A 24,780-nucleotide genomic window follows, 5' to 3' on the forward strand; every position below is an offset into this window, starting at 1 on the left:
TCCGCGACGGCCCGGAGTCAAGGTCGCCTGGTCGGATTGGAGGCGCTAGTCGAATGAAGGCAGAGCGCGTTTGCGCCGTGAGCGCGGGCGTGACTTGGAAGAAGACGAAGGCAAGCGTTTTCCGGTGGCGACCTCCGTAAGCGCCAGGGTGATCAGTAGGAACGCCCAAACAATGACGTCGCGGTCGAACAGGCCCGACTCGGTCATGTTGTGACCGACGCAGAAGATGATCATCCCAATCAGCAGAGCGCCGCGCCAGCGCGAAACAGATTGACTGGAAAGCAGCTTGTATAAGGGCATCACGAAGGCCGCGACGACCGCCAGGATCAGGCCGGGGATGCCCACCTGCGCGGCGAGGTCGAGATAGCCGTTATGTCCGCTGGCGATGGTCGTCACCCAAGTCTTCGAATAGGTGAAAATCGGACTCTCGTCGCCGATGTTCCAGAAAGCGCCATATCCAGAGCCGTTCAGCGGATGATCCCGGATATATGAGATGAGGTGAGGCCAGATCTGCACACGCCCGGTAAACGCGGTTGGCTTGGCAAACGGGCCGACAGATTCTACCCAGCTGTCGGCCCAGAACAGCATTACAGCCATGCCCGCCAACGCGGCGAACGGGACCGCGATCATCCTGGCGCGGGGGCTGAGAAACAGGAACATGGCGCCGCCCAACAGGCCCATGGCGGCCATGCCCATTGAGGTCTTCGACTCTGTTTTAAAAAGGAAAAAGGCGGCCGCCAGCACCACAACTGTTCGGATCGCTACGCCTACGATCAGTTCTCGTGGGACTTTGGCCTTGGTGTCTGACTGCGTCTTGCGAGGCAGCTTTGGCGGGGCAAAGGTGAAGAACAGGATTGTGAAGGCGCAAAACTCACCGGTGAAATTCTTTTGCGGCAATACCCCTCGCCAGTCACCGATCAGACCACGATCTTCACCTGCCGTAAAATGATGGATCGCGGTTGCCGGCGACACAGCCACAGCAATGAAATTGATGAAAAGTAGAACCGCAAGGCCCACCATAATCGTCTTGACGGTACGGTCGTAACCGCAATCGTCAACCGCCAAGAATACGATCCAGATGATGATGGTGGTCAGCAGGACGCGCCGTACGCTGATCATCGGCACATCCGACCATGCCACGCTGATCCAGCACCAGGCTACAGCCGCCATTAGGATAATCGGCAGGCTGAGCAGCTTAGACGGCTTCTTGAAGACTCCGGCCGCCCACATTGTGCCGAGAAGAAGGGCCGTAAAGATGGCCTGCCGCAGAATGTTGCCGCTCGGAGGCCCGCCATTCGTCATGGCCGGTCCCAGAACCACGAGGACGAACAGCGCGATCAGGGTCGCAACCGCCGGGACGAAGAGGGGGCGGCCACCAGATTTTCGGGCTGGAATGTCGTTCGCCGTGGCGGTCATGCCTTGGATTCTCCGTCTTGGCTTGGCGCGAGGCGGCTATTGGGTAGCGGCTTGAACCTGCCGGTCCAGGCGAAATAGAGCGGCCCCGGCGCTTCTGGAGGCTGACGGGTCGAGATGGTGATCAGGGCCAAGGTCATCATGAAGAAGACCTGAACAATAGCGTCGCGATCCATCACGCTGCTTTCGGTAAAATTATGACCGATGCAGAAGATCAGCATGGAGATCAGCAAGGCGCCGCTTCTCCGACTGATCGTTCGACTCCAGAGCAGCCGAGACAGCGGCGCTACGACAAGGGCCAGAACAGTCAGCAACAGGCCGATGACACCGACCGTGACCAGTATGTCCAGGTAGCCGTTGTGGCCGGTTCCCAATAGGCGAACCCACGTGGAGGTGTAGTAGTAGACAGGACTGTTTACGCCGATATTCCAGAAGGAGCCGTACCCAGTGCCCAGCAGCCAGTGGTCGTTGGCATAGGATATTAGAACGCCCCAAATCGTACCACGCCCAGTAAGGGCGCTGCCTTGACTGAGAGTGTATATGGCGTCCATCCAATAAAACTGCCCAAACAGGACAGCCAGTCCGACTGTAATGACTGTGGCTGGGATCAAAAGCGCTCTAAATTTTGGATCGTAGGAGAGGTACAGACCTCCCAGAACCAGACTTCCGAACGTCAGCGCCAGCGATGTCTTTGATCCGGTCTTGTAGAGGAAGAATACGGTTGCGATTATTGAAATCAGGCGAAGGTAAGGTTGAAGCCAGCCGCCTGCGAAGATGAGCAATAGGATTGTTATCGCGCAAACGGCGCCCGCAAAATTTTTCTGAGGCAACGCTCCTTTCCAGTCGCCAACCAGACCAGCATCGAGCACTTCACGCGCCTGGTGGATACCGGCGTGAGGAAACAGCACGACCATGACGTAGTTGATCAGGAGCACCGCCAGAAGAGTAAGCAGGGCTGTCCTCACGGCCCGCTCATAGCCTGTGCGCTCGACGATCATGAAGACAGTCCAGATAATGATCGTTGTCAGGAGTAGTCGGCGAAAGGCGATCGACGGCTCGAGAGACCACGACAGACTGATCCAGCACCAGGCGATCAGGATCCATAGGGTAAGGGGCGGGCTCAGAAATATGCGGGGGGTCTGCAAGGCCTTGGCCGAGACGATGACGAAGCCGAAAACGAGGATATAGAGAGCTTGCCGAAAGATATTGCCATCGCCGGTGGACAGCATTGTCTTCTGGGCTTGAAGTGGCCCCAGGCCGACGATCACGATCAGCAGAAGACCAGCTAGAGCCCATCCGCAAAGTTTGGCGGACAGGTCATGGTTGGCGTCGACCGGGAGGGGGGCGGCAAGCATCATGTTTCCGTCCGCGAATAGACTTCCGTATGACGGCTGCGCTGCAGGCTCAAGTGCGGAGCGGCTCACAATATCGATGGGTCAGACTAGGAGACGGGAGTAGGCGGTGAACATCCGGTCGTATGTCGCTTCTGAACCCAGTCGAGCGGCGCGCTGGGCATAATTGCTGTAGTGCGACGCATCTGTCAGAAGCGCCTTGAGTTCTCGCGCCAAGGCCTCGTGATCCAGTACGCCGACGACCACCCCGCATAGTTGTCCATCCGCTCCACTTATGCCTTCCACCTGGACCGGGACGTCCGACACGACCAAGGGCAAGCCCAACTGAGCCGCCTCAATGAGGGCGAGGCTGTGGCCCTCGAAAAGACTTGGCTGGACGAAGACATCACCTTCCGCCAGCAAGGCGAGGGTCTCATCTCGTGGATGAAATCCAACGAACTCGACTTTCTGTTGCACGCCCAACTGAGCCGCCAGCGCCTTGAGTTCGGCCTCGTCCGGGCCGGCGCCAAGAATCTTGATCTTGATGTTGCTGTCAAGGTGCTCCGCTGCGCGGATCAAGGTGGGGTAGTTTTTCTGTGGCACCAGACGACCAGCGGCGATTACAATCTGGCCTCGCGAAGATTTTTGGGATCGCTCTGACGCCAGCATGCCAAGTTTCGCCTCTATTCGGGGCGGTAGGGCGTTAAGAATGGTTCTCAGCTTGGCGCGATAGGCGGCAGGTTTCTTTCGGTGCGACCGCGCCACGGTATTGGACACCGCTACGATATCGCTGACGGACGGCAGGGTGCCGGCCAAACCGTCGATTAGGTTGAGTAGCGGCGCATAGGTTTCCGAGGGAGAGTGGTGCGAGGTAATCACCTTGGTGGGTGCGCCGGACAGCATCACTGCTATGGGCGCCAGTATGTTTGCTGCTGGAAGCGCCGTGATAACGGCGTCTGGACGCTCTCTGGCCAGGAAGCTCACGAAATTCTTCAACAGTCTGAACAACTCGAACGGAGAATGTGGTCGCCGCTCCGTCATATGAGTCCAGAGCAATCCTTCGGGAGTCTTCAGCCGCGATTCATCCGACGGATAGAGCGCCGCGAGTGTGACTTGGTCTCCCCGCGCTTGGAAGCCTTCCGCGAGGTTGGACCAGATCTCCTGCGCGCCACCCGCATTGGAATGGGTCACCATGAATACGAGACGCCGAGCCACGGATTTTGAGACCGTCGCCGCACCAGTCGATTCGAGTGGCTCGGTGTCAGATTGGCCGGTCATCGACAGGGGCGTCCTCATTGGTCGTGTGCAATTTCGTTCGTGCGATGCGGACGTCTTCCTGTCGGTCCGTGGTCTGGGTGAGCAGATAATAAATTGCGGGCAGATTGGTCGCCATATACCGTCGCCCCAATCTGATCGGTTCGTTCAGGGCTCTATGGAGCCATTCTAGGCCGATGCTCTGCATCCAGACCGGCGCGCGCCTGAACTTTCCCGAATAGTGGTCGAACATGCCGCCGCAGGTCCGAAGCCATGCCAGTCCCTGAAGATGATGCTGATTGCGAAGGGCGAAGGATTCCTGAAGGGGGCTGCCCAAGCCGATCCAGAGGACATCCGCGCCCGAGGCGCGAATCTCGTCGCAAATATCAATCTCGTCCTCGGCGTTGAAATATCCGTGTCGCACTCCGACAATCTGCAGATCAGGGTGAAGTGCTCGGAAATGCGTGGCGGCCGTGTCTGCAACACCTGGTTTGGCGCCCAGGAAGTAAAAGCGGATTCCCTCTTTCGCCGCGGCCTCGGCGGCGTCGTTGATGAAGTCGGTGGTCGCCACGCGTTCTTCCAGCGGTTCCTGACAGAACAGACGGGTGGCCATGACCAGGGGCATGCCGTCAGCATCGATCACATCCGCCTTCAGCAAGATATTGCGGAAGCTGGCGTCGCGGTGAAAATCGGCGATTACGGCGCCATTGGATGAGACGACGAGGCGAGGCAGCCGCTCGGGGTCGGCTCGAGTTCGCCGACAGTCGTCGATCATCAACAGGGCCAATTCTGCGCGGGTGATCCGCGTCGTGGGGACGCCGCCGACGAGAACGGTAGGGAAAGTACCGAGGCCTTCAGTCATGACGCCTCGAACGCGATTGTGATGGCTCTGGTCCATGCACGCGCCGAGGCGCAAGACTGCCAATCCCCAGCGTAAATAGAGCGCACAGCGGAATTCAGTCCCCTCTCGCCTTGCGGCGCACACACGCCTTTGCGGCGCTCACACAGTACCTCGGCGTAATGGTATTTGTCTTACCGGAAAATGTTGCGGCTGCGAAATAGATCAAAGAACCGGCTAACTTCCCGACAAAATAAAAGACGCATGGGACCTTTAGGTTCACTTCCCGGCTCGAGCCTTGCCATATGAAAACTGCAAGCCGAGCAAATACGCCCAGAAGGCCGCTATGGACGGCACCTGCAACGCATAGTCGGTAGTTCCATGCAGGAGCACCACCAGATTGGCGGCGATCAATCCCCGTTGAATCGCTCCGCCAGGCGCCTGATGCGAACGTCGGAGGCCGCCGCCGATCAGGACTGCTATCAAACCGAACATCGGCAGGGCGCCGAACACCCCCGCCTCCTCCAACCACTGGATATAGACATTATGGGCGGCCCGGATCGAACGCAGCGCGCCGTAATTTTCAGGTGTCATCTGCTGGGCGTTGACCGCGCTGAAACTGCCGAGTCCATGTCCGAACAGGGGTGCATCCAAAAAGGCGCGCCAATGGGCCGTAAAAATGACGCTGCGGTTCGCCGCGTCCGCGTCGAGAGTGTCGAACCGCGCCCACAGAGTGTCCGCGCCTGCGATGCCAATCAGCCCAACGAGTGCGCCGGCCACGGTTAGGCCAATGGTTCGTTTAGACAGGCTGTCTTTCCGGCTGAGAGCCTCCCAGACGAGAAAAACGATCACAGCCAGGGACGTGGCCGCCAGGCCCATACGAGAGGCGGTGGCCAACAGGCAGCCAACAAACAGCATGACGCAGAAAACGGATGCACCGAACGCGACGAGACGGCCGAATGTGCGGCCAAGGCGCAGGCTGCGGCTGGCTCTCGCCAGTACCGCTAAGGAAAGGACCAGCAGAATGCCGTAGACGGTGGCGCCGCTGTTCGCGCTCAGGAACCCGCCGGTGAGACGTCCATCTTGGCGAACCTGCAAGTCCGCGATGAACATCACGATCCCAACAACCGCCCAAATGGCTCCGATGGTGATGACTGTGCGGACCGCGCCGGCTACGCGACGGGTTCTGACGCCTTCAAAACAGCCGAGTAAGAAAACTCCAGCCAGAGCGCAAAGCTTGATGATCTCAACGAGTGTCGCCGATCTGTCCAGGGAGATGGCGCTTTGCCCATGGATCGCCGCCCAAGGGGAGTTCGTACCGGAAGCGGGGGCGAGCAGAGTCCAGACGGCTAAGCCGAGCACGGCAACAAACAGCATGACCGCAGTGCGGCCTGGCCAGATCAGGGACAACTCGCCCTTGCGGCCCGCTAACAAAACCATAGCCGGCAGAAGGAGTACGATCGCCGCCGCGAACCAGAGCGCCGCCGTCGGTTGAGCGCCGCCGCCGAGCAGATGAACGATGCTGAACAGCGCGATCGGGCCGCTCAGGAGCAGATAGTCCGCAAGTCTGAGGCTGCGGGCGCGGCGGTTGGACAACGATCGGGCCGAAGGTGGCCGACCACGCGCGCGCCGCCTTGTGGCGGCGAGAGGGGCTGGCTGCTGCTCGACCCCGGGGTCGGCGTTCATATGACGTAGCCTGTGGGCGTCAGAACTGGGCGACGAGAGAAACGTACATTCTCATAACATCGTAATTCGGCCCAGAAAGAGCGCCGTCGGAAGCCTGGTCGATATAGGCCAGGGTAGTGGTTACGCCATAGTGGCGATTGATTAGGTACGTGCCGGAAACAGAGGCGTTCAGCCGCTGATCGTCGCGGTCGATGCCATTGTAATCGTCTTCGCTGTAGGTCACCTGGGCCGTGAGGATAAGATTGCGCAGCAGTTCATGATCGATCTTGCCGCCGACCTCAGTACTCAGATAACCGGCGGCGCCGATAATTCCCGCATCCTGAACCGTGCGTGACACGGACGCCGTGACGGTAGTCAGTTCCGTCGGGAACCATTCCAGTTGCGCCCGTCCACCGAAGCCGTCGATATCGGTATAGGCGGCGTCATCGAAGCTCTGACTGATATAGCCTGCGGCGATTTCTCCGCGGCTGACCGCGCCCAGTTCGAAGTTGACGCCGACTAGGGCTTCATAACCTGAGGAGTCGCGTGCAGGCGTGGTGCTGCTCGCGTCACTGTCATAGTCCCTTTCATTGAGCGACACCTGACCGAAAACAGCGGTCGCAGGGCTGATGGCATAGTCCATACGACCCGCGACATTGAAGATGCTGCGGTCACGATCGCTTTGGTCGATCACTGCGCCGGCGGTCGTCCGGCCGTCCTCGTAGTCAAACGATCTTACGTCGGCGCGACCGGAGAGACGTACACGGCCTTTAGAGCGCACAGCGCCGACATAAGCAGAGGCCATGTCGAATTCGATTGGATTTTCCGCAGTCTGGGCGGTGTTCGTCGAGGTGCGAGGTTCCGTAACATGGGCGAACTCGGCGCCGCCGGTCAGGTTTGAGCCCCGTACGATGTCGAGACGACCCGTCGTGCCCACCGTCCAGTCGGTCGTGTTTTCGCTGTCGAAGTCGACGTTCTGGCTGATGGTGCTGCGGCCATAGGCCTGGATGTAGTGGCGAGACCAATCGGATTGGGCCACTATTTCCGGGCGGATACGGAAGACGACATCGTCCTGCTTGTCCGTGTCCACAGCGAAGATGTTGTCGTTATACTCCGCATCCACCTGAAGCTTCGGGAAAATGACGAACCCCCCCGAAGGGATGCCGAGCGCCTCATAATCCGGCCGGGGGCGTTCACGTACGCCTACGCCACGATCACGCGCGAACATGTCGGCGGATCGGTCCTGAGCAGCTCTGACGGACTGGGCTGCGGCGTCTGTCGAGACGGCGGCTGCACCCACAATCACGAACGAAGCTGCGCTGGCCAGCAGGAATACCTGGCTGCTCTTGTTGCGCATGATCTGACAGTCCTTGAAAACGCTTATCGGGGAGTGTGCGGCAGGGGCGGTTCTGATCGCCTTAGCCAGGCGATATACTAGGCTGCAGTGTCGTAGTCTGGCCCGCCGCCGCCGGAACCAGAGACCGGCGGCGCGCCGAACGCGGGTGCGCCCGTGTCGGCGCCTGTCGCGGCCGGAGCGTCCTGCTCCAGAGTTTGGCGAATCCGATCAATGACCTGATTGATGGCGGCTTCGGCAGGCGCTGACAAGGTTCCGGCCGCCTTCATCTGATCTCTCGCAGCGATCAAAGCGTCGATCGCGACCTGAGGCGCGGCGCCGCTGGCTATGATTGCCCCCTCGAGTGCTGTGACATAGACGGCCTGGGCTTCAGCTGGCGTCAGCGCCTGGCCGGCGAGCGTATTGGCTGTTTGGGTGACCGTCGCCTTGACTTGGATAGTCAGGGCAGCCGTCGATTCAGCGGAGGGTGCGGGCTCTTGAGCCTCAGCCAAGCGCCAGATGGCGGCTGTGACCGGGCCCGCCGCCAGCGTCAAAACCGCTGCAGCAATCGCGACCCGTCCAGTAGAACGCCCAAGCTTGAACTGTTTCATGGTCAATCCCCTTTCACGGCAGTCGTGGAACGATCTCCGTGTGTCTGTCAGTAAATATACGGCTTATGTTGGTTAAAAGCCAGAGTTAAAGAGCGTTGTTATGTTGTGACGCGTCGAACCTCTTGGGCCAACGCGTCGTCGGACCCGGTGGCCGCGATATTCATGTAGACGTTCCGAACTGTAAGCTTGGCCGCTAGGCGACCCGCTGGGTCGGCGATGGAGTCCACCAAGGCGCCGCTGCCCTTATGATAGGTGGCGAATACCCGAAGTTCGTTCAGAGCCGCAACGCGTATGGCGGGTGTGACCGACTGCCAGTTTTCAAACACGAAACGAAGTCGCCACCGGCTCACGCCAGGGCCCAATGGAGCGACCCGGTATGAAATCTCAAGGTTGCGCAGGCTTTCGGCGTCAAGCGAACCTGTCTCCTCCTTGCGGATATAGGCTGCGCGCAACCATGCGCTTGCAGTAAACGGCGAAGACTCAAGAGTTTTGTCATTCTCGCGAGCGGCGCGATCAAGATCGTGAGCCGAAACCTGCTCCGATCTCAGAGCGAGATCCGCACGTTTTTCATGATGGGCTGCCAGGCTCAGAGGAGCGGCAAGCGCTGGCCAGGTCAGGCCCGACGCAAGAATGATCGCCGAGATTGAGGTGGCTCCGCTCAAGGCCAGAACCATCGGCGTGAACAAGCGGCGTCCGTCATATACGGATCGTCTCTTCGACCTTTTTTTCGACCTCTGTAACATTTTGGCACATTCTAGGCGGGAGCGCCTGATTTCGCCATAGTGTTTCAAGACCTGCGCCAACCTCCGGTCCCTTTTGAAGAAGTGTGAGGCGCGGGGCGGCTTTAGAGCTGGCCCATAGTATTGTCGTGATCGACCGCCTGCCGTTTCAGCCAGTTGGCGAAGGCCGTTGCGCTGGGTGAGGGCGGGCGGTCGCGGGGCTGGACGACGTAATAGGCGAAGCCGACCGCCTCCGACCCGTCGGGGAAGGGGGCGACCAGCCGGCCGGAGGCGAGGTCGGCCTGGGCCAGGGTGCGTTTGGCAAGCGCCACGCCGCGGCCGGCGATGGCGGCCTCGATCAACAGGCCTGACTGGTTGAAACGCGAGCCCCGGCGCGGGTCGGGGTGGCGCACGCCGCGCGCCTTCAGCCACATGGCCCAGTCGGGACGGCTGGGGTCGCCGTCGTTCGACATGTCGTGCAGCAGGGTGTGGCCCACGAGGTCGGCCGGTTTGCGGATGGGCTGTTCGCCGACCATCAGCGCCGGGGCGCAGACCGGCAGGACCGTCTCGGTCATCAGCCGATCCACGGTCAGGCCGGGATAGTCGCCGGGGCCGTAACGAACCGCAAGATCGACCTTGCCCTCGGTCAGGTCGGCCGGCTCCATGTCGGCCGAGATCCACAGCTCGATCTCGGGATGGGCGGTGTGGAAGTCGTCCATGCGCGGCATCAGCCATTTGGAGGCGAAGCCGGGGGCGACGCTGATCGACACCTGTTTACGGCGCGGCGGTTCACGCAGCAGGGCCGAGGCGTCCATCAGCCGCTCGAAGCCTTCGCGCAGCAGGGGCACGGAGGATCGGCCGAGGTCGGTCAACTGCAGGCCGCGCGCCTCGCGCACGAACAGGGGGCCGCCGACAATGTCTTCCAGCAGGCGGATCTGCTGGCTGACGGCGCCCGGCGTCACGGCCAGTTCATCGGCGGCGCGCGAGAAGTTCAGGTGACGTGCGGCGGCCTCGAAGGCGCGCAGGGCGTTGAGCGGGAGCAGGGAACGGGCCATCGCCGTTAGAAATCCTATCAGCGCGCCAAAGGCAATCTGGTTTGCGGCCCTGGGCGGGGAGGCCGAAGGTTCGTGACCTGAAGTCGTCCCTTCTTCCCCTCCCGACGGCCCTGAAAGCAAGACGATGCGTGTATTTCTCGCCTCCATTCCGCTGGAGGCCGCCAAGATCGTGATCATCGGCGGCGGTGAGCCCGCCCTGGCAAAGCTGCGACTGTTTCTCAACACGCCGGCGCAACTGCTGTGGTTCGCGCCGGACGGGCCGCCGCCCCGGATGGAAATCCCGCTGAGCGCGCCCGAGCCGGTGCTGCGCACGCCTGAGGCTGAGGATCTGGCGGGTGCGCGGCTGGTCTTCATGGCCTTGGACGACCCCGATGCGCTGACGCGGCTGGGCGCCCTGGCGCGGGCGGCTGGGGCCCAGGTCAATGTGGTGGACAAGCCGCATCTGAGCGACTTCCAGACCCCGGCCCTGATCGACCGTGACGAGGTGGTGATCGGGGTTGCGACCGGCGGATCGGCCCCCATTCTGGCGCGCGACGTCCGCTCGCGGATCGAGGGCGTGCTGCCGGCGGGCCTGACCCATGTGGCCCGACTGGCGCGCGAGCTGCGCGATACGGTCAAGGCCAGCGTGCCGGACTTCATGGCGCGCCGTCGGTTCTGGGAGAAGGCCTTCCGGGGCCCGGCGGCCGACCTGGCCGCCGCCGGGCGCACGGCCGAGGCGCGGCGCGAGATGCTGCGCCTGTTGAACGTCGCCGCGCCGGAACAGGGCGTGGTCCATATTGTCGGGGCAGGACCGGGCGACCCGGAACTGCTGACGCTGAAGGCGCTGCGGGTGCTGCAGGACGCCGATGTCATCATCCACGATCGGCTGGTGCCGGATGCGGTGCTGGAGCGGGCGCGGCGCGACGCCAAACGCCTGTATGTCGGCAAGGCGCGCGGCGAGCATTCGGTGCCTCAGGACCAGATCGAGGCCCTGATGATCGAAGAGGCCAAGGCGGGTCATCGGGTCGTGCGGCTTAAGGGCGGCGATCCCTTCGTGTTCGGACGCGGGGGCGAGGAACTGAACGCGATGCGGGCGGCCGGCGTGGCGGTCTTCGTTGTGCCGGGCGTGACGGCGGCCCTGGCTTGCGCCGCCTCGGCGGGGATCCCGCTGACCCATCGCGACCACGCCCAGGCGGTCACCTTCGTGACGGCCCAGGCCAAGCCGGGCGGGGGCGACGCGGACTGGTCGAAGCTGGCGGCGCCCAATCATACGCTGGCTATCTATATGGGGGTGGACCGGGCCGAGGAGACGGCGGCCAAGCTGATGGCGGCCGGGCGTCTGGGCTCGACCCCCGTGGCCATCGTCGAGAACGGCAGCCGGCCGGACGAGCGGGTTCTGACCGGCCGACTGGACGAACTGGGCGCCCTGGTGCGGGGCGCGGACCTGACCGGGCCGGCCCTGCTGTTCGTCGGCGAGACGGCGGCGTTTTCTGCGGCGCAGCTCGACGTGCGGGCCGAGGTGGCGGCATGAAGATCGTCACCGCCAACCGCCTGTCGGACGGCCGCGTGATCTACGCGGGCATCGACAATCAGCCGGTCGAGGGCATCGACCAGGCGTCCGTCCTGGATGAGGCGACGGCAGAGATCGTGCTGGCCGAGGTCGCCTCTCGACCCGACATCTTCGTGAACCCCTATCTGTTCGAGGTTGAGGACCACGCGCCTTCTGGCCGGGACCGCCTGAAGGAGCGTATCCGCGCGACTGGACCGACCGTGGGCAACAGCCTGGTGCGGGAGCCCGCCTGATGTATCGCTATGACGAGTTTGACCACGCCCTGGTGCGTGAACGGGTCGAGGAGTTTTCCGACCAGGTGGCGCGCCGCGCCTCGGGCGCCTTGAGCGAGGACGAGTTCAAGCCGCTGCGGCTGATGAACGGCGTCTATCTGCAACTGCACGCCTATATGCTGCGGGTCGCCATTCCCTATGGGACGTTCAACAGCCGCCAGATGCGCCGGCTGGCCCATATCGCCCGCACCTATGACAAGGGCTACGGCCATTTCACCACGCGGACGAACATCCAGTACAACTGGCCGGCCCTGACCGATCTGCCGGCGATCCTGAGCGATCTGGCCGAGGTCGAGATGCACGCCATCCAGACCTCGGGCAACTGCATCCGCAACACCACGACCGACGTCTTCGCCGGGGCGGCGGATGACGAGATCGAGGATCCCCGTCCCTGGTGCGAGATCATCCGCCAGTGGTCGACGATCCACCCGGAGTTCAGCTTCCTGCCGCGCAAGTTCAAGATCGCGGTGATCGGGGCCGAGAAGGATCGGGCGGCGATCCGGACCCATGACGTGGGCTTGCAGATCGTGCGCGGCGCCGACGGCGGGACGGCTTTCCGCGTCTTCGTCGGCGGCGGGCAGGGGCGTCTGCCCCATATCGGCCAGGAGATCGCTTCGGCCGTGCCGGCGGCGGAGCTTCTGGCCTATCTGACGGCCATCCTGCGGGCGTGGAACCTGCTGGGACGGCGCGACAATATCCATAAGGCGCGGATCAAGATCCTGGTCGCCTCGGTCGGGCTGGAGGCCTTCCGCGAGGAAGTGGACAGGCACTACGCCACCCTGCGCCACGAAGACCTGCGGATCCCCGAGGACGAGGCTGAGCGGATCAAAGCCTATTTCGCCCCGCCGCCGTTCGATGATCTGCCCAAGGCCAGCGCCCCGTTTGACCGCGCCCTGCTGGCCGATCCGGACTTCGCCCGGTTTGCGCGCAACAATGTGCGACGTCACCGCCAGGCGGGCTATGCCTCGGTGGTGGTGTCGTTGAAGCCGGTCGGCGGCGTGCCGGGCGACATTACGGCGGATCAGATGGACGCGGTGGCCGACCTGGCCGAACGCTACGCCTTCGATGAACTGCGCGCCGCCTATGAGCAGAACCTGGTCCTGCCGCATGTGAAGCTGGACGACGTGCCGACGCTGTGGCGGGCGCTGCGCGAGGCGGGGCTGGCGACGGCCAACGCCGATCTGGCGACGGACGTCATCGCCTGTCCGGGGCTAGATTATTGCAGCCTGGCCAACGCCCGGTCGATCCCGGTGGCCCAGGCCCTGTCCAAACGTCTGGCCGATATGGACTATCAGGAGAAGCTGGGGCCGGTCCGCATCAATATGAGCGGGTGTATCAACGCCTGCGGCCACCACCACGTCGGCCACATCGGTGTCTTGGGCGTCGATCGCAAGGGCGAGGAATATTACCAAATCACCGTCGGCGGTTCGCCCGACGAACAGGCCGCCCTGGGCGATATCGTCGGCAAGAGCCTGCCGGCCGAAGAGGTTGCGCCGGCGATCCAGCGGACCCTGGACCGCTATCTGCAAATCCGCGCCGAGGGCGAGCGGTTCATCGACACGGTGCGCCGCGTCGGTCCCGATCCCTTCCGTGACGCCATCTATGAGACGCTCGATGCTGCAAACGCTTGAGGGGGTTCAGAACGGACCGCGCCTGTCGGTGACGACGCCGCTGGAAGAGGTCGAGGCCGCCGCGGCTGCGACCGACGTCCTGGTGCTGGAGTTCGACGCCTTTCGCGACGGGCGCGGCTTCTCGCTGGCGGCGGTGCTGCGTGAGCGGGGCTATGCCGGGCGTCTGATCGCGGCGGGCAAGGTCTTGCCGGATCAGGCGCGACACCTGCGACGCTCGGGCTTCGACGCGGTGGAGCTGGCGCCGGGGGCGGACACGGCGGCCTGGGCGCGGATGGACCAGGCCTTCAGCGGATCCTATCAGCCGGCGGTCGATCCGGGGCCGACCATCTGGCAAAGGCGGCGGGCGGCGTCGAACGACCCTGATCTGCAAGCCCTGGCCGACCGGCTGAACCGCGAGACCGAAGGCAAGGACGCGTCCGAGATCCTGAAGGCGGCGCTGGACCCGGCCCTGGGGCTGAGGGTCGGCGCCATATCCTCGTTCGGGGCGGAGTCGGCGGCCCTGCTGCACATTGTCGCCGAGACGGACCGGGACGTGCCGGTGGTGTTTCTGGAGACCGGCCAGCATTTCCTCCAGACCCTGTCCTATCGCACTCAGTTGACCAAGGCCCTGGGTCTGACCGACGTGCGGCTGGTCACGCCGGATGCGGACGAGAAGGCCAGGCTGGACGCCCGCGACGACCTGTGGCGGACCGACGCCGACGCCTGCTGCGATCTGCGCAAGGTGCGGCCGCTGGCCCGCGCGACGGTCGGGTTCAACGCCGTAATCACCGGGCGCAAACGCTATCAGGCCGCGACGCGGGCCGAGCTGAAGCCGTTCGAGGTGCTGGACGGGGTGCTGCGGATCAATCCGCTGGCCGACTGGGACGCCGATGATGTCGAAACCTGGCTGGAGGCGCACGACCTGCCGCGTCACCCCCTGGTCGAGCAGGGCTATCGCTCCATCGGCTGCTGGCCGTGCACGCGTGCGGTTCAGGATGACGAAGAGGCGCGGGCCGGACGCTGGTCGGGGATGGACAAGGTCGAGTGCGGCATCCACCTAGGGCGACGTCAGGTCGCGGCCTGATCTGCCCCTTTCGTTCGACCTCGCCTGAAAGCTGAACCGTGTCTGTCACACCGTCCGTTATCGACCTGATCGGCCATACGCCGCTGGTCCGCCTGAACCGCCTGTCTGATGAGACGGGCTGCGAAATCCTGGGCAAGGCCGAGTTCATGAACCCCGGCGGCTCGATCAAGGACCGCGCCGCCCTGTCGATCGTTCAGGGCGCCCGTGCGTCGGGCGCGCTGAAGCCCGGCGGGACCATCGTCGAGGGCACGGCGGGCAACACCGGCATCGGCCTGGCTCTGGTCGGCGCCGCCCTGGGCCATCCGGTGGTCATCGTCATTCCCCGCACCCAGTCGGAAGAGAAGAAGTCGGCCATCCGCTCGCTGGGCGCGCGCCTGGTCGAGGTGGACGCCGCCCCCTTCTCCAGCCCCAACCATTTCGTCCATTATTCGGGGCGTCTGGCGACCGAGCTGAACGAGAGCGAAGAGGCTGGCGCCATTTGGGCCAATCAGTTCGACAACACCGCCAACCGCGACGCCCACTATACGACCACGGCGCCGGAAATCTGGGAGCAGACCGGTGGCAAGATCGACGCTTTCGTCTCGGCCGTCGGCTCGGGCGGCACCATCTCGGGCGTCGCCGCCTATCTGCGTGAGAAGAAGCCCGAGGTGACCATCGCCCTGGCCGATCCGGCCGGCGCGGCCATGTTCAACTGGTTCACCAAGGGGGAGATGACGGGCGAGGGCTCGTCGATCACCGAGGGGATCGGGGTGGCGCGGATCACCGGCAACCTCGAGGGGTTCAAGCCGGATCATGCCTATCGGATCGAGGACGCCGAGTTCCTGCCCATCCTGTTCGACCTGGTGAAGCACGAAGGTCTGTCGCTGGGCGGATCGGCGGGCGTGAATATCGCCGGGGCCGTGCGGCTGGCGCGCGAGATCGGACCGGGCAAGACCATCGTCACCTGCCTGTGCGATCCGGGTTCGCGCTATGCGTCGAAGCTGTTCAATCCGGAATTCCTGACGTCCAAGGGCCTGCCGGTTCCGGAGTGGGCTTGAAGCGCCCGTCTCCTCCCCGCGCAGCGGGGAGGGGGACCGCGCGAAGCGTGGTGGAGGGGTTCTGGACGCCCCACAGGCGCTGGTGATGCGGAAAGAACCCCTCCGTCACGGCGCTGAAGAAGCGCCGCGCCACCTCCCCGCGAAGCGGGGAGGAGACTTTGTCGCTTACTTCGCCTTCTCCTCCGCGATCCACGCATCCATACGCTGGTCCAGCAGCGCCAGCGGCAACGGCCCCTCCGTCAGCAGCGCGTCGTGGAAGGTGCGGACGTTGAACTTGGGTCCCAGTTCGCGTTCGGCCCTGGCGCGGATCTCGCGCAGGCGGATCTCGCCGATCTTGTAGGCCGTGGCCTGGCCCGGCCAGCCGATGTAGCGCTGAAGCTCGGTTTCGATATTGTGGGGCGCCAGGGCCGAGTTGTCGCGGAAACAGGCGCGGGCCTGTTCCTCACTCCAGCCCATCCAGTGCAGCCCGGTGTCGGCCACCAGACGGCAGGCGCGCCACATTTCGTAGGACAGCCGCCCGAACCGCTCATACGGCGTGCGATAGAAGCCCATCTCCTCGCCCAGATATTCGGCATAGAGGCCCCACCCCTCGGTGAAGGCGGTGACATTGGCCTGGCGACGGAAATAGGGCTGGCCTTCGGCTTCCTGTTGCAGGGCGATCTGCAGGTGGTGGCCGGGAACCGCCTCGTGCAGGGTCAGGGCCGGCAGTTCGTACAGAGGCCGCTGGTCCAGTTTCGACGTGTTGACGACATAGTGGCCGGCGACGCCGTTCTGCATCGAACCGCCGTTATAACGGCCGGTGGTGTAGTTTTCCTCGATCTGGGGCGGGACCGGCTGAACATCATAGGTCAGGCGGGGCAGGGTGGCGAACAGGGGCGGCAGGCCGCCGTCCGCGCGCTTGGCCATTTCCGACGCCTTCTCCAACAGCTGCTCTCGGCTCGTGGCGTAGAATTGCGGGTCGGTGCGCAGGAAGGTCAGGAAGCCGGCGAAGTCGCCGGTCCAGCCCGCGGCCTTCATCTCCACATCCATGCGGGCGCGGATGCGGGCGACCTCGTCGAGGCCGATCTGGTGGATCTGGTCCGGCGTCAGGTCGGTGGTGGTGTGGCCGCGCACCAGATAGGCGTAGATGTCCTTGCCGCCCGGACGGTTGCCCAGGCCGGGCTCGACCGGCGTATGGGGCAGGTATTCGGTCGCGAGGAAGTCCAGCCAGGCCTGCCGAGCCGGGACGATGGTCGCGGCGATCGCGCTAGAGGCGTCGGCCTTCAACCGCTCCCGCTCGGTCTGGGACACGTTAGAGGGCAGGGTGGAAAAGGGTTTCAGCAGGGGCTCGGCGTCCGGCGTGATCGCCACGTCGTTGCGGGCGCCGGCCAGGGCGCTCTCTGTCACCGAGCGAGCCTGAACCAGGCCGGTCGCCAGCCCGCGCCGGGCGTTGGTCGTGGTCTGGGCGTAGATGTCGCCGAAGCCCCGTATGCGGCGGATGTAGGCCTCGGCCTCCGCCACCGAGTTCAGGCGCGTGCCGCCGCCGATATAAAGGGCCCATGTCCCCGGTCCGCCCTCGCTGTCGAACGCCAGACGCGAGGTGTCGTAGTCCAATCCTTCCAGGCCGCGGTTCAGGCTGTACAGCAGGAAGGCATGGTTGATGCCGCCGCCGTGGGAAAGACCTGCCGGGTCTATCGCCTGGAGCCGAGCTACAAAGGCCTCAAGCGGCGCGCGCTGGGCCAGTTCGAATTCGCGCGAGAGGTCCGGCACGCGGCCCATGGCCTCCACGTCGCCTTCACCGCCGGCTGAGAAGGGGTCGATCGACTTCAGATAGGTTTCGTAGTCCGCGATCACGGCGTCGAGGGCCGCTTGCGCCGGTGCGGGCGCGACGGCCGTCGGCGACGTCTGGGCGACGACCGCCGACGGCGCGGCCACGGCCAGAACAGCCGCGATGGCCAGATAGGAAATATTCATGAGCCCCCTCCAAGAGATCCGCAGGCAAGCGGACCGGGAGGAGGCCGTCAAGTCGCCGCGATCAGTCGCAGGCGACGAAGAAGCGTTCGATATCGGCCCGGGATTGCGGATGGGCGGCGTACGCCCGGCGTTCCTCGCCTTCCCAGAGGGCGATCCAGCCCAAGCGGCGGAAGCGCTGGAAGACGGGATCCTTGGTGCGGGCCTGAGCCTCGGCATAGTGGCCCGACGTAAGGCCGGCGGGTTCCGACACGGCCGGATAGGTTTCCATGTCGCCGCCGGATTCCAGACGCAAGCGCGACGTGGGCTTGTCCAGCACCGCGGCGAGATCGAGCACGCCCGACGCCGTGGAACAGGACAGTTTCAGCTTCACCTCGTCGCTGTTGGCGAGACCATAGGTAAGGCTGTTCTCTCGGGGCTCCTGATGCAGAAACCAGTCATAGCCCGCGACCGGAGCCGGGCTCAGGCCCGCCGGCGGCGCGGAGACCGGGGCGGGGGTGGCGCATGCGGCGAGCGCCGACAGGGCCAGCAGGGGCGGGAAGAGCTTCAGCAGACGCATGGATCGAGACTCCTATCCAGAGCAACGGTCGGCGAATCGTCGAAGCTTGGCAAGATGAGGCCGTTCGACCTTGACCGCGCCGGTCCGTTCCCCCGTCATGATCGATATGTCGCCGGAACCGACGAAGGCCGCGAACAGGGGATGGTCGGTGCGCAGGGTAACTTCCACCCGTCCGCCCCTGCCTATGCGGGCCTCACTGGTCGCCGAGGCGCCGCCGGAAGTCAGGCGCGCAAAGCCAGACCGGGGCGTGGGCTCCGCGTGGGCGTCATATATGGTGATGTCCACCAGGCTTGATTGGGCGTCGCACTGAAGCGTCGCGCGGAGGTTCGGGGTGTCGGGAATTTCATTGGCCAGGACGACCGGGCCCTCGCCGTCATACAGCGTCCAGGTCCAGGCCGGCGTAGCCTGCGGGCCGGCCGCCTGAGCGCCGAGCGCCAGCGCGGCCGCGAGAATGAGGTTCATCGATCAGCCCCGCCGACAGCGGACGCACGGCGCGCCCCCGTCTCATTTCGTCAAGCGCGCGACGATCCGCAATAGGCAAGAAAGCCCGCGATCATTCGCCGCTCGGCGGAGGTGGCGCTGAGATTGAACCGTCCTGCTTCGCCCTGGACCAGCATCGAGCCCCGGGAAGCCAGCCCCGTCAGGCTCGCGTCATGTAGGGAAAGGCGGGTCTCGACCGCGTCTCCGCCGCTCATGGGATCGAGCGGGGCGGGTCCCTGAGAGGCCGCGATCAGGCGCGCCGAGGCCGGTTGAACGTCGCCGTAGACGACTGCGGTCGAATCGCCCGGCGAGCAGGTGACCATCAGGGCCAGTTGATCGGAGTTGGCGACGCCGTAGGCCAGTTTGGCCATCGACGCCTCGTGGCTGAGATGCCACGCCATAGCCGGGGCCTCGGACGCCGCCTGCATCGGCATGACCGAGTCGAGCGGCTGGGTCCTGGCGGCGAAGGCGACCAGGGCGATTGAGGCGGCGGCGGGAATCAGAACCTTGAACATGTCGGTACTCGCGTCTGACTGGCAAACGCGGGTACGCATTAACGGTTCACGGCTCCGCTTTAACGATTACGGTCTGTGGCGCTCCTGCATCAGGTGTGTTGCCTAGAAGGGGCTGAAGCGCTCAACCAGGCTTTGTGCGGCCGGGGTGGCCTGCATCCGGCTGATGTCGCCGCGGCCGCCGTAGGAGATGCGGGCTTCGGCGATTTGGGCGTGGTCGATCGAATTGGCCGACGAGATGTCCTCGGGCCTCACGATGCCGGCGACGGTCAGTTCGCGGACCTCGCGATTGGTGCGCACTTCCTGCCGACCCTGGATCACCATATTGCCGTTGGCCAGTACCTCGGTGACGACGGCGGCGATCGTGAGGGAGACTTTTTCCGATCGGGTCACCGAACCGGAGCCCGAGGCGTTGGATTCGCCTTCCAGCCCAACCATGCTGGCGGGGTCGAAACCGCCGGGGAAGGCGCGGCCCAGGCTGTTCTCCAGGCCGAAGAAGTTCGTGACCCCGGTCGACGAATCGTTCGAGCGGGCCCTTTGCGTCGAGTTCTGGGTCTGGGCGCTGTCGTCAATGTCGATCTTGACGGTCAGAATGTCGCCGACGCGCCGCGCGCGCTGGTCGCCGAAGAAGGTGCGGGCGCCGACGCGCCACAGACTGTTGGCGCTGGCCGGCGTCGCTTCCGTTCGCTGGGACGGAGCGGCCATATAGGCCTGCTGGACCGGCACCAGGGCGGCGGGATAGCCGATGGGCGCCAGTTGCGGGCCGCGTACGGCCTCGACTGCGGTCGAACAGGCGCCGAGAGACGCGGCGGCGGCGGCGATGAGCAGGGTTTTACGCATGACTGGATTTCCCTAGCGAGCGGCGAACTGTTGGGGGTCGGCGCGGGCGATTTCGGCGGCCGGACCGGCGACCGCCTGTCCCGGACCGGACGCGACGGCGTCGATGACGCGGTTGGAGTTGGTGTTGAGCACGGCGACGGGTTCGCCCAGGTTGGCGTTGCGCATGGCCTTGCCCATCACGCTCAGATTGACGCCGCCGACCTGATAGGTGACGCGCACCATGTCGTTGCGGGCGATGACCTGTTGGGCGGCGCCGACGGGGCGAGAGATCGCGCGGGGCTGGACGGCCGGGGCCTCGACGCGGGTCACGGCCTCGACCGGCCCGGTCGAGCGACGAACGGCGACGCGCCGCAGGCCGGTGGGATTATCCCAGTCCAGCCCGGCTTGGCGGGCCTGGGCCTGGAGCTGGCGAGCCTCCAGCACGACCGAAGGCCCGACACGCCGGGCCACCACGACCCCGGCCGCGGAGCCCGCGCCGTCGAAGATGTCGCCCAGGGTGACGTCGCCGTCGTCGTCGACTGGGTTCGACTTCAGCGAGACGGGCGCAGCCATGGCGGCGCCGGCGAAGGCGCAGAAGGCGGCGGCGAGGAAGAGTGTGCGGCGGATCGCGGTCATGGCTTAGCCTTTCACCTGGGCGGTCACCGACAGCATCTCGTCGGCGGTGGAGATGACCTTCGAGTTCATCTCATAGGCGCGCTGGGCGATGATCAGCGCACTGATCTCGGCCACGGAATCGACGTTCGAGGCTTCGGTATAGCCCTGCATGATCTGGCCGAAGCCGACGTCGCCCGGCGTGCCGACATTGGCGGCGCCGGATGCGGCGGTCTCCAGCAGCAGGTTATCGCCGATGGCCTCCAGGCCGGCCTCGTTGAAGAAGGTGGCCAGTTCGATCTGACCGACCGTGGTCGGCGCGGTCTGTCCAGCCTGGGTCACCTGCACCAGACCCGACTTGGAGATGGTGACGTCGGTGGCGTCCTGGGGGATGGTGATGGCCGGTTCCAGCGCATAGCCATCGTCGGTGACGATCTGGCCTTCCTGGTTGACCTGCAGGTTGCCGGCGCGGGTATAGCCGATCTCGCCCGAGGGCAGGGTGATCTGGAAATAGCCCTTGCCGTCGATGGCCATGTCGTAGTCGTTGCCGGTCTGCTGCGGCGTACCCTGTTCGGTCACGCGATAGACGGCTCCAGCCTTGACGCCCGCGCCGATCTGGATGCCGGTGGGGACGACGGTGCCCTGGCTGGACGACTGCGCGCCCATCCGTTCGACGTTCTGATAGAGCAAGTCCTGGAACTCGGCGCGCTGCTTCTTGAAGCCCACCGTGTTCATGTTGGCGATGTTATTGGAGATGACCTCCACGTTCAGCTGCTGGGCGGCCATGCCCGAGGCTGCGGTTCTGAGCGCGCGCATGTCCGGGGCTCCCTTTACGCGGCCTTGCCGAGGCGCTCGACGGCGCGACGGCTCAGGTCGTTGGTGTTCTCGATCATCCGCGTGACGCTCTCATAGGCGCGGCTGATCTCGATGAGATTGGTGATTTCCATCAGCGGGTTGACGTTCGACGCCTCCAGCGAGCCCTGATGGATCTGGGCGTCGTTCGCCTCGACCGGCTGGACGTTGGAGCCGTTGCGATAAAGGCCGTCGCCGCCCTTTTCGAGCACGCCGAGCGTATCGAACCGAACGACGGACAGGCGGCCGGTGATCTGGCCGTCCTGAGTGATGGTTCCGTCGGCGCCGACCGAAACCGGGCCGAGGTTCGGGTCGAGCACGATCTCGGCCCCGCCGCCCAGCACGGCCTGGCCCTGTTTGGTGGTCAGGCGACCTTCCGGAGCCATGGTGAAGGCGCCGTCGCGGGTGTAGGCTTCGCCTGCGGCCCCGTCGCGCACCGTGAAGAAGGCGCCTTCGCCGGCGATGGCGAAATCCAGGACGCGGCCGGTCTCGGACATCGATCCCTGGCCGAAATCGCGGCCGACGCCGTTGTCCATCACGAAACTGGCCGAAGGGCGGATGGCGTCGTTGCGGGCGCGCTTGCCCACCTCGGCGCTGACCATCAGCTGCTCGACCTTGAAGCCGGTGGTGTCGGCGTTGGCGACGTTGTTGGCCACGATGTCGAGCTCGCGGCGCAGCGTCATCTGACGGGACAATCCGATATAGGCGGCGTTTTCCACGGGTGGCGTGCTCCTTCGCCCTTCCCCCTCGCAACAGGCGTGCCAACAGGGTTAATCTAGGCGGGGCAGCGGTTTCAGGGTTTTGGACGTCGGCTCGCCCGGCAAAATCTGCCGTTTGTAAACGGGGCGTTAACCAAGCTCGGTCGATCTTCCCCATCAGAATCTCCGGGGCGAGCGCATGTTGAAGCTAGGCAAGAAGAAGGGCGATCCGAACGCCGAAGCCGCCGCGCCGGAAGGGGACGCCGCCGAAGGCGAGGAGGGCGCGCCGAAGAAAAAGAAGCTGCCGATCCTGTTCATCATCGCTCCGGTCGCCCTACTGGTGCTGGGCGGGGGCGGCGCCGCGGCCTTCTTCATGATGAAGCCCAAGCCCGCCGAGGCGCACGGTGAAGCCGCTGCGGACGGTCACGGCGAAGACGCCGAGGCCGGTCATGGCGAGGAGAAGGCCGAGGGCGGAGGTCACGGCAAGGAAGAGAAGGGAGGCGGCGGTCACGGCGCTCCCGCCGAAGGCGGCGAGCCCGATCCGTCGCTGGGCAAGATTTCGGAAGGCCCCGACGGCGTGACCTTCTACACCCTGCCGGACATGGTCATGAATATTCAGTCCACGAGCGGGCGGGCGACCTTCCTGAAACTGAAGCTGACGCTGGAAATGCATGACGCCAAAGTGGCGACGCAGCTCCAGTCCGAGATGCCGCGCCTGCAGGACATGTTCACCGGCTTCGTGCGCGAGCTGCGGCCCGAGGATCTGAGCGGCTCGGCCGGCACCTATCAGCTGCGCGCCGAGATTCTGCGCCGCGTCAATCTGATCGCCGCGCCCGGCAAGGTCGACGCGGTTCTGATCGAAGAAATGCTGGTGCAGTAGGTATGACCGACGCTCCGCTCGATGCTTTCGGAGGCCTGGGCGATTCTGCGGACCCCATGTCCGAACGCGTCCTCAATCAGGATGAGATCGACAGCCTGCTGGGCTTTGATCTGGGCGACGACGACGGTTCCGAAAGATCCGGCATTCGCGCCATCATCAACTCGGCGCTCGTCTCGTACGAACGTCTGCCGATGCTGGAGATCGTGTTCGACCGCCTGGTGCGGTTGATGACGACCAGCCTGCGCAACTTCACCTCCGACAACGTCGAGGTGTCGCTGGACAATATCTCCTCGATCCGGTTCGGCGACTATCTGAACTCGATCCCCCTGCCGGCGATCCTGGCGGTGTTCAGGGCCGAGGAACTGGACAACTACGGCCTGCTGACGGTCGATTCCAATCTGATCTATTCGATCGTCGACGTCCTGCTGGGCGGGCGTCGCGGCACGGCGGCGCTGCGGATCGAGGGTCGTCCCTACACCACCATCGAGCGGGTGCTGGTCCAGCGGATGGTCGAGGTGGTGCTGAACGACGCCCGTCAGGCCTTCGAACCTCTGACGCCGGTGACCTTCAACCTGGACCGGCTGGAGACCAATCCCCGTTTCGCCGCCATCGCGCGTCCTGCCAACGCCGCCATCCTGATCAAGCTGCGGATCGACATGGAAGACCGCGGCGGTCGGATCGAACTGCTGCTGCCCTATGCGACGCTGGAACCGATCCGCAAGATGCTGCTGCAGCAGTTCATGGGCGAGAAGTTCGGTCGCGACAACATCTGGGAAGGCCACTTGGCCACCGAGATCTGGACCACCGAGACCGAGGTGCGCGCGGTGCTGGACGAACAGACCATGCCGCTTTCCAGCGTGTTGAATCTGAAGGTCGGCGATACGATGATGCTGAACGCCACGCCAGATTCGGAAGTTTCGATTCGGGCCGGCTCCATTCCGCTGACCACCGGCCGGATGGGCCGCAAGGGGCAGCACATCGCCGTGCGGGTCGAGGGGCCGATCAATCCCGAGGTCGCCGCCCGTATCAAAGGACCTCGCTGATGGCCGGCATGATCATGGACGGGGTGCTGATGGCGCTGCTGATCGCGGCGATCGGTTATGGGATCAAGCTGGAACGCAAGCTGGCGGCCCTGCGCGCCGGACAGATGGCCTTCGCCCAGGCGGTGACCGAGCTGAACGCCGCCGCCGGCCGCGCCGAGGCCGCGCTGGCGACGCTGCGCGCCTCCGGCCAGGAAACCGATCTTCTTCACGATCGCATCATCAAGGCCCGCGAGGTCAAGCAACAGCTGGAAGTCCTGATCGCACGCGGGCCGGTCGCCGCGCCCGTTCACGTCCAACAGGAGGCGCCCGCCCGCGCCGAGGTCGTTCGCCCGCCCGTCGCCGTAGCGGCTTCGCCCGCCGCAGTGGTCAATGACGATGACGAACGCGCCCGCCGCATGGCCACCCTGGCCCAGCGTATCCAGGGCATGTCGGCGCCCGCCGCCGCCCCGCGCGCGGGCATCCCCGCAGGTCGCGACAACGTCGCCGCCATCGTCCAGGCCCTGACGGCGGCCGGATCCGCTAACCAAATCGCCAAACAAAACCTCAACGCCGCGCGTCGTAATCTCGACGACGACCTGTTCGCCGCCTGAGTTCGGAACCCCAG

25 protein-coding genes are annotated in these 24,780 nt (G+C 64.6%); 8 read left to right on the forward strand and 17 right to left on the reverse strand.

Annotated elements, in window-relative coordinates; translation table 11 throughout:
• Window positions 1-45: 45 nt before the first annotated feature.
• The 9 genes from H2037_RS13755 to gcvA form a co-directional block, all read right to left on the reverse strand.
• Complete coding sequence (locus H2037_RS13755; RefSeq protein WP_292123082.1) at window positions 46-1,416, reverse strand: O-antigen ligase family protein; 1,371 nt, start codon at window positions 1,414-1,416, stop codon at window positions 46-48.
• On the reverse strand, window positions 1,413-2,771 hold the full coding sequence (locus tag H2037_RS13760; protein ID WP_292123084.1) for an O-antigen ligase family protein: 1,359 nt from the start codon (window positions 2,769-2,771) through the stop codon (window positions 1,413-1,415). The genes H2037_RS13755 and H2037_RS13760 overlap by 4 nt, the downstream gene beginning before the upstream one ends.
• A gap of 78 nt (window positions 2,772-2,849) precedes the next feature.
• Complete coding sequence (locus H2037_RS13765; RefSeq protein WP_292123086.1) at window positions 2,850-4,022, reverse strand: glycosyltransferase; 1,173 nt, start codon at window positions 4,020-4,022, stop codon at window positions 2,850-2,852.
• On the reverse strand, window positions 4,006-4,860 hold the full coding sequence (locus H2037_RS13770) for a WecB/TagA/CpsF family glycosyltransferase (RefSeq protein WP_292123090.1): 855 nt from the start codon (window positions 4,858-4,860) through the stop codon (window positions 4,006-4,008). The genes H2037_RS13765 and H2037_RS13770 overlap by 17 nt, the downstream gene beginning before the upstream one ends.
• Window positions 4,861-5,115: 255 nt before the next feature.
• Window positions 5,116-6,522 (reverse strand): O-antigen ligase family protein, encoded by a 1,407-nt coding sequence (locus H2037_RS13775; RefSeq protein WP_292123093.1) that lies wholly within the window; start codon window positions 6,520-6,522, stop codon window positions 5,116-5,118.
• A gap of 19 nt (window positions 6,523-6,541) precedes the next feature.
• On the reverse strand, window positions 6,542-7,858 hold the full coding sequence (locus H2037_RS13780) for an outer membrane beta-barrel protein (RefSeq protein ID WP_292123096.1): 1,317 nt from the start codon (window positions 7,856-7,858) through the stop codon (window positions 6,542-6,544).
• Window positions 7,859-7,935: 77 nt separating this feature from the next.
• Window positions 7,936-8,445 carry a hypothetical protein gene (locus H2037_RS13785; protein WP_292123098.1) on the reverse strand — a complete coding sequence of 170 codons (510 nt, stop codon included), beginning with the start codon at window positions 8,443-8,445 and terminating at the stop codon, window positions 7,936-7,938.
• Between the two features lie 98 nt (window positions 8,446-8,543).
• Window positions 8,544-9,131: a hypothetical protein gene (locus H2037_RS13790; protein ID WP_292123101.1), complete on the reverse strand. Its 588-nt coding sequence runs from the start codon at window positions 9,129-9,131 to the stop codon at window positions 8,544-8,546.
• Between the two features lie 158 nt (window positions 9,132-9,289).
• Window positions 9,290-10,219 carry a transcriptional regulator GcvA gene (gcvA, locus tag H2037_RS13795; protein ID WP_292123104.1) on the reverse strand — a complete coding sequence of 310 codons (930 nt, stop codon included), beginning with the start codon at window positions 10,217-10,219 and terminating at the stop codon, window positions 9,290-9,292.
• 124 nt (window positions 10,220-10,343) lie between these two features.
• Here gcvA and cysG point away from each other — a divergent pair, with 124 nt between their 5' ends.
• The 5 genes from cysG to H2037_RS13820 are packed head-to-tail and all read left to right on the forward strand — an operon-like array spanning window position 10,344 to window position 15,771.
• Window positions 10,344-11,729: a siroheme synthase CysG gene (gene cysG, locus H2037_RS13800; protein WP_292123106.1), complete on the forward strand. Its 1,386-nt coding sequence runs from the start codon at window positions 10,344-10,346 to the stop codon at window positions 11,727-11,729.
• Entirely contained in the window at window positions 11,726-12,001 is a 276-nt protein-coding gene (locus H2037_RS13805; RefSeq protein ID WP_292123108.1) for a DUF2849 domain-containing protein, read from the forward strand. Before cysG ends, H2037_RS13805 begins: the two co-directional genes overlap by 4 nt.
• Window positions 12,001-13,671 carry a nitrite/sulfite reductase gene (locus H2037_RS13810; protein WP_292123110.1) on the forward strand — a complete coding sequence of 557 codons (1,671 nt, stop codon included), beginning with the start codon at window positions 12,001-12,003 and terminating at the stop codon, window positions 13,669-13,671. The genes H2037_RS13805 and H2037_RS13810 overlap by 1 nt, the downstream gene beginning before the upstream one ends.
• Window positions 13,655-14,734, forward strand: a complete 1,080-nt coding sequence (locus H2037_RS13815) for a phosphoadenylyl-sulfate reductase (protein ID WP_292123113.1) — start codon at window positions 13,655-13,657, stop codon at window positions 14,732-14,734. Before H2037_RS13810 ends, H2037_RS13815 begins: the two co-directional genes overlap by 17 nt.
• A gap of 38 nt (window positions 14,735-14,772) precedes the next feature.
• Window positions 14,773-15,771, forward strand: a complete 999-nt coding sequence (locus tag H2037_RS13820) for a cysteine synthase A (RefSeq protein ID WP_292123117.1) — start codon at window positions 14,773-14,775, stop codon at window positions 15,769-15,771.
• A gap of 165 nt (window positions 15,772-15,936) precedes the next feature.
• Here H2037_RS13820 and H2037_RS13825 read toward each other — a convergent pair whose 3' ends face one another.
• The 8 genes from H2037_RS13825 to flgF all read right to left on the reverse strand — a co-directional run bounded on the left by H2037_RS13825 (window position 15,937) and on the right by flgF (window position 22,274).
• Entirely contained in the window at window positions 15,937-17,724 is a 1,788-nt protein-coding gene (locus H2037_RS13825) for a DUF885 family protein (protein WP_292123120.1), read from the reverse strand.
• A 61-nt stretch (window positions 17,725-17,785) separates the two neighbouring features.
• Window positions 17,786-18,280: a hypothetical protein gene (locus tag H2037_RS13830; protein ID WP_292123121.1), complete on the reverse strand. Its 495-nt coding sequence runs from the start codon at window positions 18,278-18,280 to the stop codon at window positions 17,786-17,788.
• A 12-nt stretch (window positions 18,281-18,292) separates the two neighbouring features.
• Window positions 18,293-18,742 carry a hypothetical protein gene (locus H2037_RS13835; protein WP_292123124.1) on the reverse strand — a complete coding sequence of 150 codons (450 nt, stop codon included), beginning with the start codon at window positions 18,740-18,742 and terminating at the stop codon, window positions 18,293-18,295.
• A gap of 50 nt (window positions 18,743-18,792) precedes the next feature.
• Window positions 18,793-19,275, reverse strand: a complete 483-nt coding sequence (locus tag H2037_RS13840) for a hypothetical protein (protein WP_292123127.1) — start codon at window positions 19,273-19,275, stop codon at window positions 18,793-18,795.
• 102 nt (window positions 19,276-19,377) lie between these two features.
• Window positions 19,378-20,112 (reverse strand): flagellar basal body L-ring protein FlgH, encoded by a 735-nt coding sequence (flgH, locus tag H2037_RS13845; RefSeq protein ID WP_292123131.1) that lies wholly within the window; start codon window positions 20,110-20,112, stop codon window positions 19,378-19,380.
• Window positions 20,113-20,124: 12 nt separating this feature from the next.
• Window positions 20,125-20,727 (reverse strand): flagella basal body P-ring formation protein FlgA, encoded by a 603-nt coding sequence (locus H2037_RS13850; protein WP_292123134.1) that lies wholly within the window; start codon window positions 20,725-20,727, stop codon window positions 20,125-20,127.
• Between the two features lie 3 nt (window positions 20,728-20,730).
• Window positions 20,731-21,519 (reverse strand): flagellar basal-body rod protein FlgG, encoded by a 789-nt coding sequence (flgG, locus tag H2037_RS13855; protein WP_292123136.1) that lies wholly within the window; start codon window positions 21,517-21,519, stop codon window positions 20,731-20,733.
• 14 nt (window positions 21,520-21,533) lie between these two features.
• Complete coding sequence (flgF, locus tag H2037_RS13860; RefSeq protein WP_292123138.1) at window positions 21,534-22,274, reverse strand: flagellar basal-body rod protein FlgF; 741 nt, start codon at window positions 22,272-22,274, stop codon at window positions 21,534-21,536.
• A 178-nt stretch (window positions 22,275-22,452) separates the two neighbouring features.
• On the opposite strand from flgF, the gene H2037_RS13865 reads away from it, so the two are divergent.
• From H2037_RS13865 to H2037_RS13875, 3 genes are read left to right on the forward strand one after another with little or no spacing between them, the layout of a single operon-like run.
• A complete protein-coding gene (locus H2037_RS13865; protein ID WP_292123140.1) occupies window positions 22,453-23,133 on the forward strand; it encodes a flagellar basal body-associated FliL family protein in 681 nt (226 codons plus the stop codon).
• A gap of 2 nt (window positions 23,134-23,135) precedes the next feature.
• Window positions 23,136-24,176 carry a flagellar motor switch protein FliM gene (gene fliM, locus H2037_RS13870; protein WP_292123142.1) on the forward strand — a complete coding sequence of 347 codons (1,041 nt, stop codon included), beginning with the start codon at window positions 23,136-23,138 and terminating at the stop codon, window positions 24,174-24,176.
• Entirely contained in the window at window positions 24,176-24,766 is a 591-nt protein-coding gene (locus H2037_RS13875) for a DUF6468 domain-containing protein (RefSeq protein ID WP_292123145.1), read from the forward strand. The genes fliM and H2037_RS13875 overlap by 1 nt, the downstream gene beginning before the upstream one ends.
• Window positions 24,767-24,780: the final 14 nt, after the last annotated feature.

It is taken from the genome of Brevundimonas sp. (assembly GCF_013912065.1).
Classification (GTDB): domain Bacteria; phylum Pseudomonadota; class Alphaproteobacteria; order Caulobacterales; family Caulobacteraceae; genus Brevundimonas.

What these genes read in the sequence shown, in the direction of transcription:
- flgH (WP_292123131.1), bottom strand. Translation starts at nt 20,112, where the DNA reads ATGCGTAAAACCCTGCTCATCGCCGCCGCCGCCGCGTCTCTCGGCGCC.
- H2037_RS13835 (WP_292123124.1), bottom strand. Translation starts at nt 18,742, where the DNA reads ATGAACCTCATTCTCGCGGCCGCGCTGGCGCTCGGCGCTCAGGCGGCC.
- H2037_RS13875 (WP_292123145.1), top strand. Translation starts at nt 24,176, where the DNA reads ATGGCCGGCATGATCATGGACGGGGTGCTGATGGCGCTGCTGATCGCG.
- H2037_RS13810 (WP_292123110.1), top strand. Translation starts at nt 12,001, where the DNA reads ATGTATCGCTATGACGAGTTTGACCACGCCCTGGTGCGTGAACGGGTC.
- H2037_RS13780 (WP_292123096.1), bottom strand. Translation starts at nt 7,858, where the DNA reads ATGCGCAACAAGAGCAGCCAGGTATTCCTGCTGGCCAGCGCAGCTTCG.
- H2037_RS13770 (WP_292123090.1), bottom strand. Translation starts at nt 4,860, where the DNA reads ATGACTGAAGGCCTCGGTACTTTCCCTACCGTTCTCGTCGGCGGCGTC.
- H2037_RS13755 (WP_292123082.1), bottom strand. Translation starts at nt 1,416, where the DNA reads ATGACCGCCACGGCGAACGACATTCCAGCCCGAAAATCTGGTGGCCGC.
- H2037_RS13865 (WP_292123140.1), top strand. Translation starts at nt 22,453, where the DNA reads ATGTTGAAGCTAGGCAAGAAGAAGGGCGATCCGAACGCCGAAGCCGCC.
- H2037_RS13805 (WP_292123108.1), top strand. Translation starts at nt 11,726, where the DNA reads ATGAAGATCGTCACCGCCAACCGCCTGTCGGACGGCCGCGTGATCTAC.
- H2037_RS13825 (WP_292123120.1), bottom strand. Translation starts at nt 17,724, where the DNA reads ATGAATATTTCCTATCTGGCCATCGCGGCTGTTCTGGCCGTGGCCGCG.
- H2037_RS13775 (WP_292123093.1), bottom strand. Translation starts at nt 6,522, where the DNA reads ATGAACGCCGACCCCGGGGTCGAGCAGCAGCCAGCCCCTCTCGCCGCC.
- fliM (WP_292123142.1), top strand. Translation starts at nt 23,136, where the DNA reads ATGACCGACGCTCCGCTCGATGCTTTCGGAGGCCTGGGCGATTCTGCG.
- H2037_RS13765 (WP_292123086.1), bottom strand. Translation starts at nt 4,022, where the DNA reads ATGACCGGCCAATCTGACACCGAGCCACTCGAATCGACTGGTGCGGCG.
- gcvA (WP_292123104.1), bottom strand. Translation starts at nt 10,219, where the DNA reads ATGGCCCGTTCCCTGCTCCCGCTCAACGCCCTGCGCGCCTTCGAGGCC.
- H2037_RS13815 (WP_292123113.1), top strand. Translation starts at nt 13,655, where the DNA reads ATGCTGCAAACGCTTGAGGGGGTTCAGAACGGACCGCGCCTGTCGGTG.
- H2037_RS13760 (WP_292123084.1), bottom strand. Translation starts at nt 2,771, where the DNA reads ATGATGCTTGCCGCCCCCCTCCCGGTCGACGCCAACCATGACCTGTCC.
- H2037_RS13830 (WP_292123121.1), bottom strand. Translation starts at nt 18,280, where the DNA reads ATGCGTCTGCTGAAGCTCTTCCCGCCCCTGCTGGCCCTGTCGGCGCTC.
- H2037_RS13785 (WP_292123098.1), bottom strand. Translation starts at nt 8,445, where the DNA reads ATGAAACAGTTCAAGCTTGGGCGTTCTACTGGACGGGTCGCGATTGCT.
- cysG (WP_292123106.1), top strand. Translation starts at nt 10,344, where the DNA reads ATGCGTGTATTTCTCGCCTCCATTCCGCTGGAGGCCGCCAAGATCGTG.
- H2037_RS13850 (WP_292123134.1), bottom strand. Translation starts at nt 20,727, where the DNA reads ATGACCGCGATCCGCCGCACACTCTTCCTCGCCGCCGCCTTCTGCGCC.
- flgG (WP_292123136.1), bottom strand. Translation starts at nt 21,519, where the DNA reads ATGCGCGCGCTCAGAACCGCAGCCTCGGGCATGGCCGCCCAGCAGCTG.
- H2037_RS13840 (WP_292123127.1), bottom strand. Translation starts at nt 19,275, where the DNA reads ATGTTCAAGGTTCTGATTCCCGCCGCCGCCTCAATCGCCCTGGTCGCC.